This is a genomic window from Prosthecobacter fusiformis (assembly GCF_004364345.1).
In the GTDB taxonomy this organism is placed as follows: domain Bacteria; phylum Verrucomicrobiota; class Verrucomicrobiia; order Verrucomicrobiales; family Verrucomicrobiaceae; genus Prosthecobacter; species Prosthecobacter fusiformis.
On record NZ_SOCA01000003.1, the window covers coordinates 157,395 to 171,202 of the forward strand.

The 13,808-nt window shown below is 57.5% G+C and carries 11 protein-coding genes; 7 read left to right on the forward strand and 4 right to left on the reverse strand.

The genetic code is table 11. The annotated features are described in order from the left end of the window. Nucleotides 1-6: 6 nt before the first annotated feature. From EI77_RS10105 to EI77_RS10120, 4 genes are all read right to left on the reverse strand, one after another. Nucleotides 7-399 carry a hypothetical protein gene (locus EI77_RS10105; protein WP_133795147.1) on the reverse strand — a complete coding sequence of 131 codons (393 nt, stop codon included), beginning with the start codon at nucleotides 397-399 and terminating at the stop codon, nucleotides 7-9. Between the two features lie 216 nt (nucleotides 400-615). Beyond that, entirely contained in the window at nucleotides 616-1,137 is a 522-nt protein-coding gene (locus EI77_RS10110) for a GbsR/MarR family transcriptional regulator (RefSeq protein ID WP_133795148.1), read from the reverse strand. Between the two features lie 50 nt (nucleotides 1,138-1,187). Then, nucleotides 1,188-1,907, reverse strand: a complete 720-nt coding sequence (locus tag EI77_RS10115) for an NAD-dependent deacylase (protein ID WP_133795149.1) — start codon at nucleotides 1,905-1,907, stop codon at nucleotides 1,188-1,190. A 3-nt stretch (nucleotides 1,908-1,910) separates the two neighbouring features. Then, entirely contained in the window at nucleotides 1,911-2,300 is a 390-nt protein-coding gene (locus tag EI77_RS10120; RefSeq protein ID WP_133795150.1) for a hypothetical protein, read from the reverse strand. 170 nt (nucleotides 2,301-2,470) lie between these two features. On the opposite strand from EI77_RS10120, the gene EI77_RS10125 reads away from it, so the two are divergent. The 7 genes from EI77_RS10125 (at nucleotide 2,471) to EI77_RS10155 (ending at nucleotide 13,759) form a co-directional block, all read left to right on the forward strand. After that, nucleotides 2,471-3,784: a sulfatase-like hydrolase/transferase gene (locus EI77_RS10125; protein ID WP_166647168.1), complete on the forward strand. Its 1,314-nt coding sequence runs from the start codon at nucleotides 2,471-2,473 to the stop codon at nucleotides 3,782-3,784. A 70-nt stretch (nucleotides 3,785-3,854) separates the two neighbouring features. Then, nucleotides 3,855-4,850, forward strand: a complete 996-nt coding sequence (gene pdxA, locus EI77_RS10130) for a 4-hydroxythreonine-4-phosphate dehydrogenase PdxA (RefSeq protein ID WP_208300328.1) — start codon at nucleotides 3,855-3,857, stop codon at nucleotides 4,848-4,850. Between the two features lie 386 nt (nucleotides 4,851-5,236). Next, a complete protein-coding gene (locus EI77_RS10135; RefSeq protein WP_133795152.1) occupies nucleotides 5,237-5,770 on the forward strand; it encodes an adenine phosphoribosyltransferase in 534 nt (177 codons plus the stop codon). Between the two features lie 12 nt (nucleotides 5,771-5,782). Next, nucleotides 5,783-8,557, forward strand: a complete 2,775-nt coding sequence (gene glnD, locus EI77_RS10140; protein WP_133795153.1) for a [protein-PII] uridylyltransferase — start codon at nucleotides 5,783-5,785, stop codon at nucleotides 8,555-8,557. 103 nt (nucleotides 8,558-8,660) lie between these two features. Continuing rightward, nucleotides 8,661-9,647, forward strand: coding sequence for a S1C family serine protease (locus tag EI77_RS10145; RefSeq protein ID WP_208300329.1), 987 nt, complete (start codon nucleotides 8,661-8,663; stop codon nucleotides 9,645-9,647). Next, nucleotides 9,644-11,476: a hypothetical protein gene (locus tag EI77_RS10150; protein WP_133795154.1), complete on the forward strand. Its 1,833-nt coding sequence runs from the start codon at nucleotides 9,644-9,646 to the stop codon at nucleotides 11,474-11,476. Before EI77_RS10145 ends, EI77_RS10150 begins: the two co-directional genes overlap by 4 nt. Nucleotides 11,477-11,491: 15 nt before the next feature. Then, nucleotides 11,492-13,759 (forward strand): FG-GAP repeat domain-containing protein, encoded by a 2,268-nt coding sequence (locus tag EI77_RS10155; protein WP_133795155.1) that lies wholly within the window; start codon nucleotides 11,492-11,494, stop codon nucleotides 13,757-13,759. Nucleotides 13,760-13,808: the final 49 nt, after the last annotated feature.

Here is a 13,808-nt window from a genome sequence, read left to right on the forward strand (position 1 = left end):
TTTTAGTTAGGCTCCCACTCTCAGCACCGGTGGCACTGGCGGGGGCATGGTGGCGAGCTGGCCGCGTTTGCGCATCTTGGTGAAGATCACCAGGTTGAAGAAATGCATGCCGCCCAGGGCCAGCAACACGACGCCCATTTTTCCGCTCAGCGCTTCAAACACCCCCTGGGCACCGATGATGCTTTCCGATGTTTTAAGATAGAGCGAGACGAAGCCGATGTTGATCAGGTAAAAGCCCACGACCAGGAGATGGTTCACGCTGTCTGCCAGCTCCGTGTTCCCCTGGAAACATTCGACCAGGAAGATGCGGCCGTTTTTATAAAGCGTGCGTGCGACCCAGATGGTCATCGTGATGGCGAGCACAAGGTACAGGGCGTAGCTGAGGGTGGTTTCATTCATAATGTTAGTTAGGTTTGAGGTTAAGAAAGGATCAGAGGGTGAAGAAGGCAGTGGCACGATGTTTCGTCCTGAGTGGCGGCGGCTTGCTCAAGAGCATGAGCTGTAGCGATTTCAGAACTCTCACTGCTGTGAGCAAGTAGGTATATAAGGCTCTCATGGTTTTGTTTTGATATTGAACTTTCGATAAACACAGAAACATAATGGCAAAAAAAGAGATCAGCTCAGCAGGCGCATGGCCCATTGCAGAGCGGAGGAATGCTTCATACCGGACACGGTATCGGAGACTTTCATGCCGAATTCGACGAACTCCTGAAGCTCCTTCATCTGCTTGTGGAAGTCCTTCCCTGGGCCAGCAGGTTCCTCTTTGGTCTGCTCGGCACAGTTTTTCAGCACGCTCAGGGCGGGGTCCAGTTCACGCCGTTTCCGTTCGCGGGCGATGGTGATGAACATCTTCCAGACGTCCTTTTCAGCTTCGAAATACTCACGGCGCTCGCCCTTTTTAACCACCCCGCGCACCAGTCCCCAGCCGACGAGTTCCCGCAGGTTGGTATTGGCATTGCCACGGCTGACCTGGAGCCGCTCCATGATTTCCTCCGTATGCATGCTCTCAGGAGCGGTCATCAGCAGAGCGTGGATCTGCGCCATCGTGCGGTTGATGCCCCAGTTGCTGCCGAGCGCTCCCCATTGGGCGATGAATTCCTCTCGTGAGGTTTCCCAAGTGGCGGTTTCATCCTTCATCTTACTTTCAGATTATTCTGAAAGTTGAGTTTGGCAACTACATTCGTGAGTTACTTCACTTGAGCCAAAAGCTCCTCCACCAGCCGGGGGACCTCGACTCCGGCCGTGCCCTGGCGCTGCTCTGTGAAGTGTCCGCTGATCTCCGTAGGCTCCAGATTTACCTCAATGAGGCGCTTGGCTCCTTTCGTCGCCGCCTGACGGGCAAAACCGGCGGCGGGATAAACGACACCGGAGGTGCCGATGCACACGAAGATGTCCACCGTTTCCAGTGCCTGGCTGACTTCTTCAATGTGATAAGGCATCTCGCCAAACCAGACGATGTCAGGCCGCAGCTTGCCCGTGGTGGCGCATTCTGGGCAGGCGGTGGTCACATCCAAATCTGCCTCCCAGTCCATCACATTGCGGCACCAGACACAGCGTATTTTTTTGAGCTGACCATGCATGTGCAGGAGTTTTTTCGCCCCGGCACGTTCATTCAGATCATCCACATTCTGGGTCACGTGCAGGAAAGCTCCCGGCCACTCCTTTTCCAACCGCACCAAGGCGTAATGAGCCGCATTCGGCTCCACCGTTTTCAAAGCCGCCCGGCGCAGATTATAAAAACGGTGCACCAGATGAGGGGTCTGCTTATAGGCCTCCGGGGAGGCCACCTCTTCGATGCGATGCCCTTCCCACAGACCATCCACCCCACGAAAAGTAGGCACGCCGGACTCAGCCGAGAGTCCGGCGCCTGTCAGTACAATGAGGTTAGGATGGGTCAGACCAGCCATGGCTTAAGGGTTAGCGGGAGGCGCTGGCGGGGCTATTTGAGGTGGAGCCGGAGCTTCCTCAGCAGGAATGACTTCTTTATTGTCGGGCTTCATTTTGCCTTGGGCCAGATCCTCATAGCTCACGGTGACGACTTCGCCAGTGGACTTGGTTTTGTAAGTGATCTCGCGCTTCACATCATCCTTCTTGATCACTTCAATGTCCGGATTTTTCTCCAGCGCCCAGATGACCATCTTCGATGGATCTTCGGCCATCTCTTTCAGCTGCGGCATAAACTTGGCCACCACGAAACCTCCGCCCAGGAAGATGACGATGAGAAGGCCGAGGCAGCCGATGCCGGCGATGGCGAAACCTGAAAGACCTTTTTTCTTCTGCGGATGCTGGGGTGTGCTCATGGGTTGATTCATTGCGTTAGTTTGTTAGCCGGATAGACCGACTAAGATTTCATACGAAATACCCCGCAAAGTGTCCAGCTCAAGCCTTGTCTTAACACGATCTTGACAATTCTCCCGGATCTATCCTGGCAGTCCTTTGAGACTCCACAGTAGTATGCGGGATGAAACTTATGCGGCTCTGTCTCTTTCTCAGCTTGAGTGCCCAGGCTTTCGCAGGATCACCAAACATCCTCTTCATCCTGGCAGATGACCAAGCGTGGAATGGCACCTCCGTAGCCATGATTCCAGGGGATACCGCCAGCCGCAGCCAGACCTTCCGCACGCCCAATCTGGATCGTCTCGCCTCCCAGGGAATGACCTTTTCCCAGGCCTACGCCGCCCATTGTAAATGCGAATGCTCACGAGCCTCCCTCCAGATGGGCCGCAGCACTACCACCCTCAATGCGCCGGACAAAACCGCCCGCAACTGGAGCGCCCCCGTGAGCGAATCCATCACCAATCTGCTCAAACGCGCCCACCCCGCCTACCGCACGGCTCACCTGGGCAAATGGCAGTGGTTTCACACCCCGGAATCCATGGGTTATGACGTCAGCGATGGCATCACCACCAACGAAGATGGAAACTCCCCGGACCCCGTAGACCCCAAGCTCTCCTTCAGCATGACACGCCGTGCCATGACCTTCATGGAGACTCAGGTCAAGTCAGGCCACCCCTTCTTCATCCAGCTCTCTTATTACGCCGTGCATCCAGAGGCCCAGGCGCTCGCCGCCACCGTCAAAAAATACCAGTCCATGGGCGTGGGTGGCGGCCGGGGAGACCGCGCCGTGATGGCAGGCATGACGGAGGATCTCGATACCTGCGTCGGTGGGTTGATGAAAAAGCTGCATGAACTCCGCATCGCTGAAAACACCCTTGTTATTTATACCTCAGACAATGGTGGCCGCACAGGAGTGCTCAATGGTGGCAAAGGTGACCTGGGGGAAGGCGGCCTGCGCGTCCCCCTCATCATTCGCGGCCCCGGCATCAAGGGCGGCAGCCACTGTGACGAGCCCGTCATCAGCTACGATCTCACCGCCACTCTACTCGATTTCGTACAACCCGGCACCGTCCTCCCCAAAGGAAGCGAAGGCGGCAGTTGGAAGCCAGTTTTGCTCAATGGCGGCAAAGGCAAGATCCAGCGTCCCATCCCACGCTTCGTCTGGCATCAGGCCGTCGAGGTGGAGCATCCGCAGTCCGCCATCCGCATGGGGGACTATAAACTTCTGTACTTCTGGGATACCCGCGAAGGCCTGCTCTTCGACCTCGCCCAGGACAAGGGAGAAACGAAAGACCTCGCCCGTGAGAAACCGGAGCTCACCGCCCAAATGACGGCGGCCCTCAAGTCCCACATCCAGGCCGGTCTCGGCACAGCAGCTTTCGCAGCTCTTGAGCAGGGGCAGTTCTCTGCCAGCAAGAAAGGCGCACCCAAGAAAAAGAAAAAATAGCCCCGCCCTGCAGCCAAAAGAGGAGGACCATTGACGGACCCGCCGATCCTCCCCATAGCTCAGGCTGCACATGTCAAAGCCCCTCATCGCCATCACCATGGGAGACCCGGCCGGGGTCGGCCCAGAGATCTGTCTGCAATTGCTGGCCAATGAAACCGTGCGCAGCATCGCCACCCCGGTCATCTTTGGGGATGCCCGGCTGCTCTCCCGCTGTGCGCGCCAGACCGGTCTCCCCGCGCCCCGGCGCATCGTTTCAGAGATCGAGTGGGCAGAAAAATGCCAGACTCTCGATGAGCCTGCTGTGCTGGACCTCTTCGGTTTTGATGCGGAAGGTTTCACCCCAGGCACCGTCAGCGCCAGCACCGGCTCCGCCGCTTATCGTTACATTGAAAAAAGCATCGCCGCCGCCCTTGCCGGACAGGTCGCCGCCGTCGCCACCGCCCCCATCAATAAGGAGGCCCTGCGTGCCGCGGGCATCCTTTACCCTGGGCATACGGAGATGTTTGCGGAAAAAATGCAGGCTCCCCGCTCCTGCATGGCCTTCTTTTCGGAGGTGATGATCTGCAGCCTCGTCACCGTTCACATCGGCTATCAGGACGTCGTGCCCGCCCTCAGCACCCCACGCATTTTGGAGGTGATCGAACTCACCGCCGATGCAGTCCAGCGTCACCTGGGTCGCAAGCCACGCCTCGCCGTCTGCGGATTGAATCCCCACGCAGGCGAGCATGGCCTCTTTGGCCAGAGGGAGGAGGAAACCCTCATCCTCCCCGCCATCGAAGCCGCCCGCGCCAAGGGCATGACCATTGAGGGACCGCTACCCCCAGACACCGCTTTCATTCCCGCCAAGCGCAAGACCGTGGATGCTTACATCTGCATGTATCATGACCAGGCCCTCATCCCTTTGAAAGCCCTGGCCTTCGATTCTGCGGTGAATACCACCCTCGGCCTTTCCGTTCCCCGCACCAGTGTGGACCACGGCACCGCCTGCGATATCGCCTGGCAGGGCAAGGCGAATGGCAACAGCCTCGTGGAAGCAGTCCTCCTCGCCGCCAAGCTGGCCCGCTAAGACCCCCATCCTTTTTATCCCACTTGGGCCAAGTCGGGGGCGCATCCCCTTGCGCTCCAGCCGCCTGTTTCGGAGATTGCTCCGTGCGAGCTGACCTTGAGCCTGAATCCTATAGCCATGGGGCCTCACCAGTCCGCATTTTCCCCAGGGGGATGGATTTCCCCATTCTCCCCACAGACCATCTTAAAATCCCCGCCTGGGGATTCCATGGGGAACGTTATCCCCATCGGAAAGCGTTCATCATCAATGCATTGCGCCTTATGATCCCCCCATGGGGAAAAATTTCGTTTTCTTCCCCATCCCCATCGGAAACGCGCCCACCAGCATCCTCCACCTTCAGGAGATCCCCCTTGCATCTCCGTATCGGTCCCGCACACTGGCGGGCCATGTCGCCTGACTCCCTTGAACGCCTCCGCTCGACCATCCGCGATGTACCGGATTTTCCTCAACCGGGTATCCTTTTCAAAGACATCACCCCCGTCCTGGCGGATGCCGAATTGATGAAGGCCGCCATCGAAGGCATGGCCGAAAACTTCGTCGGACAAAAGGTGGACAAGGTCGTCGGTATCGATGCCCGTGGATTCATCTTTGGGGCCTTGATCGCCCAGCACCTCGGGGCCGGTTTTGTGCCTGTGCGTAAAAAGGGCAAGCTGCCGTGGAAAACACGCGGCGTGGATTACAGCCTGGAATACGGCACCAACAGTGTGGAGATGCACCTCGACGCCCTGGCTCCTGGGGAGCGTGTCGTCCTAGCGGATGACCTCCTGGCCACCGGTGGCACCGCCGGGGCAGCGCTGGAGCTGATCCGTGAATCCGGTGCGGAACTGCTCGGCTCCGTGTTTTTCATTGAACTGGCTTTCCTCTGCGGCCGGGAAAAGCTGGAAAACTGCGGCCCCATCCATTCATTGCTGACTTTTTGACCTGGCCCCAGCATGACTGAACTCGAGTATCAACGCCGCCTTGAAGCGGCGGGCCAAAAGGTCTTTGGCAAGGACGTCACCTACCCTCGTGGCCGCACGGAAACGCTGAAACTCTGCAAGCGCTTCCTGCGCCTGAAAGAGCAGCGCATCAAGCAGAGGCACCGTGCAGGTGGCGGCGGCGTGGAGATCTGCCGCATGCGCTCGGACGTCATGGATTACATCGTCCGTTTGATCTGGCAGGAGTGCATCGCCTCCCTGGATCCCGCCGTGAGAAATAAGCTCAACATCAGCGTCGTCGCCCATGGTGGTTACGGACGCCAGGTGATGAGTCCAGGCAGTGATGTGGACCTGACTTTCATGCTCCCGGGGAACAGTTCCAATGTCTCCACGGAGGTGGCCAAGCTCATCGGTGATTACCTGCTGTTTTTTTATGACATGAAGCTCAAGGTGGGCCACGGCACCCGCAGTGTGGGGGATTGCCTGAAGCTGTCGAATGAAAGCATGGAGACCAAGACAGCTCTCATGGAGGCCCGTTTCCTGTGTGGCCATGAGGAAGCCATCAAAGAGTTTCGCAGCCGCTTTGACAAAGAATGCATGGAAGGGCGTGAGGCTGAATTCCTCAAGCTCCGTCAGCAGGATCTGGCCAGCCGCCATGGCAAATACGGCGGCACCAATTGTGTGCAGGAGCCGAATGTGAAAAACGGCTGCGGTGGCCTGCGCGATTACCAGAACCTCATCTGGATGACCTATGCCAAGCTAGGCACGCTCAATCCTCAGGACCTGGTGAAAAATGAGATGCTCACCCCCGCTGGCTGGCGGGAGATCCAGCAGGCTTATGATTTCATTCTGCGCACGCGCAATGAAATGCACTACACGGAAAAGCGCGCCAGTGACATCCTGACGCTACGCCTCCAAGGATTCGTCGCCAGCAACCTCGGCTACCGGCACAAACGCATCCTCCGCCGGATCGAGGCCTTCATGCGCGAATACTACACCGCCACGCGTGACATCCTTCAGCGCAGCAGCGAGGTCATGGACCGGTTTCACCTTCAGTCCCTGGAGGATGAAAGCACCCGCAAGGGCCTGCTTAGCTTCATGGTCCGGCGCAAGACCGCACTCAACCGGGCCGAAAAATTCGATGGCTTCATCGCCAAAAACGAACGCCTGTTTGCAGAGGATAAAAGCATCTTTAAAACCGACCCTGCGCGGCTCATGCGTGTGTTTTTACATACTCAGCAGCGCCATCTGCGGTTGAGCCCGGAGCTCTTCCAGATCATGCAGGAAAGCTTCCGCCTGGTGAACGTCAGCTACCGGTATAACAAAGGAGTGCGGGAAACGTTTGAGGCCATCCTGTCCCGCAAGGGCGATGTCGCCCGCGTCATGCGCCAGATGCACCGCCTCGGTTTCCTGGGCCGTTACATGCCGGAGTTTGGCGCCCTGACCTGTCTGGTTCAGCATGAATTTTTCCACCGCTACACGGCGGATGAGCACACCCTCCGCACCCTGGACATGCTGGATGAGCTCAGCGGCCCGCCCAAGGCGGGGCTGAGCTTGTATCAAAGCTTGTTTCACGAACTCCAGCAGCCGTTCATCCTTTATCTGGCCCTGCTCCTTCACGATGCCGGCCGCGCTGCCAATGCTAAGGCGCACGATGCGGAAAGCACCCTGATGGCGGATGCCGTCAGCCGCCGCCTGCAAATCAAAGGGGAACGTCGCAAGCTGCTGCTCTTCCTGGTGGATAACCACCTGCTCATGTACCGCACCGCCACCACGACCAATTTGGACGATCCCAAGGTCATCGGTGAATTCGCGAGCATCGTGCGCACCAAGGAGTACCTGGATACGTTGTTAGTGATGACCTATGCGGATTCCAAGGGCACCAGCGAGGCAAGCTGGTCCGGGTATAAAGAAGCCTCCATCCGCCAGCTTTATCACAATACCCTTCAGTTCATGGATGCGCCTGCGGACTTCATGCGCCGCGCCGCCGTGCCATTGGATGAGATCCGCACCGGGGTGACCAAGGAACTGGGAGGTGAATACGATCTGGAAATCAGCGCCCATTTCCAATACATGCCGCGCAGTTATTTCAACTTCCGTGAGCCCTCCCAGATTGCCGGTCACATCCGCCAGTTCCGCCAGTTCTTTACCCAGCTCATGCAGGAAGAGGCCGAAGCTGGCCTGCTGCCCGTGATGACCTGGACGGATCATGTGGAGCAGGGCTATAGCGAGCTGACAGTGACTTGCTGGGACCGTCATCAGCTCCTGGCACGCATCTCCGGTGCCCTGTCTGCGGAAAGTATCAACATTCTCAGTGCCGACCTCTATCAGCGCGGGGACAACGTCGTGCTAGATATGTTCCGTGTCTGCAATACCAACTTCGCCGCCGTCACCAGCAAGACATCCCGCCAGCGGGTGGAGGCTTCCGTGCGGCAGGCATTCCTGGCCCAGAAATTCGACTTTGGTCCGGCCATCGCCAAATCACGCAAGGCCATTCCCGGCTACGATGAAGTGATGTCTGAGATTCCGCAGCGGGTGCTCATCAACAATGAGCTGTCTCCAGACCAGACCATCATTGAGCTCCAGGTGGTGGACCGCCTCGGTCTCTTGTATGACATATTTATGGCCATCGGTAAGCTCGGCCACAACATCACGCATGCGCGCATCGGCACGGAAAAGGGCGTCGCCATTGACTCCATTTACGTACAGGATGAAAACGGCCGCAAGCTGTCTGAGCGTGCCGTGCTGGATGCCTTGCAGCAAAAGATCGAAGAAGCCGTGTTTGGATGAAAGAAACCGTTTTAATTCTAAGCCCGGACGGGATGAGAAATAATCTTCATCCCGCTACACAAAATCCTCGTATCCTTTCAGCCTCTCGCTAACCTTGCCAACCGTGATCATAAATAGGACCAGGGGCTTTTGGAGCGCGCTCATCATCAGCGTCGCAGGAACTGCCGTCTTCGCTGCGGAGCCGGTAAAAGTGACCCTCAAAAACGGTGCCCAGGTGCAGGGTGAAATCCTGCGTGAGCGGGATGATGTGGTCATGCTGGACCTAGGCTTTACAATCCTGAACATCCCCAGTGCTGAAATCGCTCTCAAGGAAAAAGCCGGAGAGCAAAAGCAGGCCCGTGCCAGCAAGGCTGAAGGGGAGGACATGTATTTCGTGGAGCCAGGACGTGAGCCGTTGGCCATGGATAAGAATGTCCTGCGTGTGGGAGAGGCCGTGGTTCAGATCCAGACTTCCTCCGGCCTCGGGTCCGGTTTCATCATCAATAAGCTGGGTCACGTCGTGACCAACCAGCACGTCATCGCCGGGGAGCGGGAAATCTCCGTGGTGGTCTATCGCATGAAGAATGGCGGCCTGGAAAAGCAGGTCTTCCCCAAGGTGAAAATCATCGCCATGAACGGCTTCCTGGATCTGGCCATTTTGCAGATTGATGATCCGGCGGCGAAGAAGTTGCCTTTCGTCCCGCTTGGTGATTCGGACATTCTCACCCAGGGGCAGGCGGTGTTTGCCATCGGCAGTCCGCTGGGCCTGGAACGTTCCGTTTCCCAGGGCATCGTCAGCGTGCGTGCCCGTGAGACGCGCGGTGCTTGGTCCATCCAGAGCACCACCCAGATCAATCCCGGAAACTCCGGTGGCCCCCTCTTCAATGCCCGGGGGGAAGTGGTCGGTGTGAACAACATGAAGCTGGCCGGCGTCGGAGTCGAGGGCCTTGGTTTCTCCATACCGGCCAACCTTCTGAAACTATTCCTCAAAAACCGGGATGCTTTTGCTTTCGACCCACGCAATCCGAACAGCGGCTTCCGCTACCTGAGTCCGCCGGCTCCGGCCAAAACCCAATCTCAATCTCCTGCCACCCCCAGCCTCCAGCCATGAAATCCCCACGCTTTTTTACCCTTTTCACGCTGCTCAGCCTGACGAGCGCTTTCACCGTCCGTGCTGAAAAGCTGGATGATTGGTTTAAGCTGCTGCCGAAGAACACCGTCGGCGTCATTGCCATCAAAAACACCCCGGAACTGCTGGCGGATTGGGACAAGTCCAGCTTTGCCAAACTGCTGGAGGATGAGGACTTCAAAAAATGGACCGCCCCCATGATGAAGAATGGCGAAGCCCCCTGGGACAAGGCTTCCAAGGAAAGCAGCGGAGAGGGCCTGCATGACAATTTGAAGCGCTATCCCGGTGCCAGCATGGCTGTTTTCACGGGCGATGGCCCGGAAGATTTCGAGGGGGATACCCCTCCTATCTGTGCCCTCAGCGAGGCTGGCGGTCAGGAAAAGGCGCTGGAAGAGATGAAGGCCAAAGAGTTTGAACTGGCCATCAAAAATGATGAAAACCTGAAGCAAACCACTCAGGAGATCGAAGGCGTCACCGTTCATGTGCTCGCACCTGCCGGTAGTGAGGATGGCTGGGAAAAAGGCTATGCCTTTGTGGATGATGTCTTGGTGGAGGCTTCAAATCTCAAGCAGATGGTTTATTTCATCACCGCGCTGAAAAGCGGCTCAGGTGAAGGCGCAGATGTCGTCACCAATCACCTTAGCCGCCTGGCGCAGCTCACGGAAGGTCATACCGATGTTCTGGTTTACCTCAATGGTGAAACCCTCGTTCAGTGGGGTCTGACGGCTGCCAAGACTGCTGCTTCTGAAAATGCCCAGGCGCAGGCCATGCCAGTCACCCCGGACAGCATCATTGCCGCCCTCGGAGTGGAAGAACTCCAGTCCATGGCGCTGATGCTGGACATCACCGATGAGCAGTCCCGCATGGAGGTCGCCCTGCTGCATCCTGAAAAGCCCGTCGGCCTGGTCACCCTCATGCGCGGCACTTCGGGGGAAGTGATCTTGCCCTCTTTCATTCCTGCGGATGTGATCAGCGGCAGTGTGATGCGTTACAGCATGTTGGACCTGTGGGACAACCTGCTGGGCATGATCAATAAACTGGGCCCCATGGCTGCCATGGCCACCATGCAACTGGGCGGTGCAGAAGCGCAGGCCGGAGTCAAAATCCGTGACGATCTCTTCGCCAGCCTGGATGATGAATACATCGAGATGACCGACGGTACGTTGGATAAGCAGAGCCAGGTCCTGGCTTTTAAAGTGAAGGACAAGGAACGCCTCGGCGGTGCCATCGACGGAATCAAGCGCTTCGCGGGCGGTGGCTTTGCCGCTTTCGAAGAAAGCGAGTTCTTAGGCTACCAGATCAGCATGATCAAATCCGCCAATGCCCAGCCCGGCGCGACTGAAGTCGGCTTCTGCCTAACCGAAGATTATCTCATTTTCAGCACTGGCCCACAGGCTCTTTTGAAGAAAGTGCTCTCCCGCATGAAGGAGCCTTCCGGCCCTAGCGTCTGGGAAAACGATCGCGTGCAGGACCTGCTCACCCGCCTGCCTGCGGGCTACATCGGCGCCGGTGTGGCGGATGGTGGCAAGCTGATGAAGGTCTTTGTGGATGCCATGGGCATGGTCCAGGGACAGGCTGCCAAAACCGCCAAGAAAAAAGGTAAGGGCAAAGGCAAAAAAGGCCCCGGTGAAGGAAGTGGCCTGGGTGGCCTTGTCGAGGAAGAGGCTAAGGAAGACACTTGGTTTGATCCCAATGCGATTCCTCCAGATGCCATGTGGAAGCGCTACTTCGGCACCAATGTCAGCGGTTATTATAACCCGGCTGATGCCATCTATTATCGCAGTGTCACGACCCCGGTCGCGGCCCAGTAACCGATCTTATTCGTCATGCGCTCCCTGCTCCTCCTTGCCGCCATCACCGTCCAGGCTGCTGAGCCTTCGGGCATCTATTTTGACGGCCCGGAGGTAGTTAAGCTGGACTGGAATACATCCAGTCCACGAGCGGGTGATTTTAATGACGACGGCCTGCAGGATCTGGTGGTGCTGAATCAGGACCGGGCGCGGATTGAGTTCCTTTTTCAGCGCAAGGAAGGTGTCAAACCCGGTGAGCCGGAGCGCACCTCCCGCGCGGATCGCTGGAATCCCATTCTGGAAATTTCCCGGTTGGAAAAGCAGCCTCTCGTCATCGGCCATAGTGCCTGGTCTTTGGCTGTGGGCGATTGGAATGGCGATGCCCGGCCTGATATCGCTTATACCACCGATGAGGATAAACTGGTCCTCCGCACTCAGGGGAAACCGGGAGACTGGAGCCAGAAAAAGGAGTTTATACTCGATTCCACCGCAGAGGATTCCGAGGTCCTCCTGGCCGTGGATTTAAATCAGGATACCATTCCGGATCTGGCGCTGCTCACGGATACCCGCCTGATGGTCTGGCTACAGAAAACTCCAGGTAACTGGAGCGAGCCGAAAACCTATGTCCTCGGCCAGAGCGGCTGCGGCGGCTTGCATTGCAGCGACCTCAATGGCGATGGCAAAGCGGACCTCTTTTATACGGCACCGGATGCGGATGCTCTGTTGGTTAGGCTTCAGCAAGAGGATACCGGTTTTGGTGAAGAATGGCGGCTGGAAATGCCCGAAAGCCGTTGCTGGGTACACCCCGTGAAACTCGGGAAGGAAACCGGTCTGGCCTGGATCCGCAGTGATACCGGGATGGTGGAGATTGCCCGTCTGGCAGCCGCCGCTGCTGAGCCGGATTCAGACCTCGCTGCCACCATCCGCCACGCCATGCCGTCCACGGATAGCAAAGGCGGCGCAACGGCTTATGGTGACCTCAATGGAGACAAGATCCCCGACGTCGTCCTCGCTGAACCGAAGAATGCCCGCCTGTGGTTTTTTGCCGGTCGCCAAGGCGGCAGCTTTGCTGAAGGACGCGAATTTCCTGCCCTTAGTGGTATCGAAAGTTTGGTCATCAGCGATTTGGATGCGGACGGCAAAGCTGATCTGCTGATCTTAAGCCCGGCAGAAAAGAGCATTGGTCTCGCCCGCTGGCAGAAGAACCGTCTGACTTATCCTGAGGTGATTCACCAGACCGCCGATACCTTGCTCAGCCTCCAGGCTGGCCTTGTGGGCACAGCCACGGAACCTGCCGTGCTGGCTCTGACCGAGGTCAAAAGCAAAGTCTCACTCCTGACCCTGCGTTGGGTGGCCGCTGAAAAGAAATTCGTCTCCTCCGTTCAGGACCTGCCTAGCTCACCCACCAAGCCCAACGCCCTGCGCATCGTGGATGCCAACCAGGATGGCTTGGGAGATCTGGCCCTCTTTTCCAACCTGGCCTCCATGCAGATCCTGCTCAGTCAGAAAGATGCAAAAGCACCTTTCAAACGCGCCGAAGGTCTTCCCGACAACCTGCTCAACAAGATCTCTCCCACCGCCATGACCACTGCGGACCTGGATGGTGATGGCAAGGCGGAAATCATCGTGGCCAAGGACCAGATCGCCCGTGCCCTCCGCATCGGGACCGATGGCAAAGCCGTCACAGTGGAGCAGTTCAATGCCCCGGAATCCAGTGCCCAGATCAGCGCCGTTATCGTTGTTCCTGGTAAAGACAAACCCAATGTCCTGCTGGCGGATACTTCCAAGGGTAAACTCTATGAGATGACCCCTGGCAGCGATGCGGTCTATCGCTCCTCCCATACCCACCCTCTCTCCAGCCTCACCCCGGACGAATGCCATCTTATTGCCACGGGCAAAGGCAGGAGTCTGCTTCTCATCGGAAAAACCAGCTTTGAGATCAGCCCGCTGACGGGCGCGGCACTGAAGCTGGAAACCATCACCACCGTGGACAGCGAGCTCAAGGACACTTCTGCTACAGATCTCCTCATTGCTTCCTTTACCGGTGGCAGCACCGATGACCTCATCCTGGTGGATTCTGGGAAAAGCCGGGTGCTTGAATTCCTTCAGGCCGGTGCCGAAACACCTCCTGTCTGGACCAGTGCACTGCATTTCCGCGTCTTCGAGATCGACCCTCAATACCGTGGTAAAACCGGCCTCGCCAGTGAACCTCACGACTATACGGCCATTGATCTTAATGGTGACGGCCGGCTGGATCTCGCCTTGCTGGTACATGATCGGCTGCTGCTCTATGTCAGAAAATAAGTCCATTGCAATATGCACGTCACGTCGGCAGTGTCGGCATTTGGCATCG